Raw genomic sequence first — 1,531 nt, 5'->3', positions numbered from 1 at the left:
CATTTATATTATCCTGCTAAAAACTCATTTCAAAAGGGCAGATTAAAACGAAGAGAAATCTTCACAGAGCTCCTTCTGTATACTTTAACAACTTAAAATGCCCATAATCTCCCTTTAAACGGAGAATGGGCATTTTAAAAGCTACTCTTTTGATTGTTTTTATATTTATTTGAGATGTTTTTTCTACGCTCTTTTCCAGGTAGTTCCCTTATGGGAAGTACATAGCGCTCCATTTCTTCCTGTAGTTCTCCAAGTTTTTTGATCCGCTTCTTTTCCTCCGGTTCCAAAAGGATTTTTAGCATAGTCTCTTTGAAAAGACCGATGGCTACATTTTCATTGGTATGCATGGGATATTTATTCCTGTTTTCCCGTCCTGCTGCTGCGGCCTCTTCGTCCGCACTGTTCCGAATGTCCTGAACCATGTTATATACTAAAACCTGCGCCCAAAAATCCTGGTGCACATATACTGTGGCTTTCCCTGTTACACTTTCAAATTTCATTTTGTTTTTTAGAGTATTGTATTTCTTCTCAATTTCCCATCTTTGGTAATATAAATCCGCTAATTCTTCTGCGGTAATTGTATCCGGAAGATCTGTCATCAGCGCAAGTTCATTCCCGGAGGGAAGAGTCGATTTTGATATTCTTACCAGCGTGCTCCCTTTCTTTTGCATCTGTTCATATCGTTCCGGATGTTTTTTTCGTATTTTTTGTAGGCGTGCAGATGAATGTTTTAAAATGACTTTTTCATCTGCCGACTGCATCCGTTTACGTTCTGCCATATAATCGTTGGATGAAAGACGGATCAGATAATGAATCCCTTCCGTTTCCAGAAAGTCAATAAACTCTAAGGAAGGATAACCGCGGTCAAAAACTGCGACAACCGGCTTCCTGATTCCAAATTTTTTTAATTGTTTTAAGTTTCTTTTTGCCAGTTCGTTTTCACTGATGCAAATATGTTCAATTTCAATATCCAGGTAAAAATGATTCAAAACATCATACATTCCGCTTACCAGTGCCCGTACCTGCCCTTTCCCGGAATGCTGGTTGCCGCTGTTTCCAAATGCTTCCCTGTTATCCTTTGAGTTTGGAACTTCCGCCTTGCTCCCGTCAATCGCGATTAACAAATATCCTTTCCACAGTCTGGGTTCGTCAGAACGATAAAAATCCATAAGATATTTACGGTTCAGATAGGGAAAAATTTCCGGATTTAGACGTTTTCTCTGTTGTAGATATCCCTGGACAGATAACTGCATAGACAAGTCTCCTTTTTCTTTGAAATAGTTTCTAAGTTCAAATGTCGTGGTAAGCCCCTTTTTTGAAAGACAGCATAGCAACATGTCTTTTAGGGGCATTTTTCGCTTTCTCGAAAAAGCATGGTTTCCATTCTGTCTCGCATATTTTGCAATTTCCGGATCAGATAATAATGCAGAAAACTTTTGAAATCTTGTTTTATAAGATTTAATCATATACACCCCTGCCTATATTTTAACACAATGAAAGGAACCTGCGAACAGATTCCTTTCCATTTTTT

Annotated in this window: 1 protein-coding gene; it reads right to left on the bottom strand. The window is 38.4% G+C overall.

Features of this window, described 5'->3' with window-relative positions; all coding sequences use genetic code 11:
• Positions 1–134: 134 nt before the first annotated feature.
• The gene (locus AB5Z12_RS20725; RefSeq protein WP_118584333.1) at positions 135–1,466 is read right to left on the bottom strand and encodes an IS4 family transposase; all 1,332 of its coding nucleotides are present in this window, start codon (positions 1,464–1,466) and stop codon (positions 135–137) included.
• Positions 1,467–1,531: the final 65 nt, after the last annotated feature.

This window comes from Ruminococcus sp. RTP21358st1_G6_RTP21358_211008 (assembly GCF_040908885.1).
GTDB lineage: Bacteria > Bacillota > Clostridia > Lachnospirales > Lachnospiraceae > Blautia_A > Blautia_A faecis.
The sequence above is the reverse complement of the archived record's forward strand: the minus strand, read 5'-3'. Positions and strand labels throughout refer to the sequence as shown.

Coding starts and splice junctions, on each gene's coding strand:
- AB5Z12_RS20725 (WP_118584333.1), bottom strand. CDS start 1,466: ATGATTAAATCTTATAAAACAAGATTTCAAAAGTTTTCTGCATTATTA.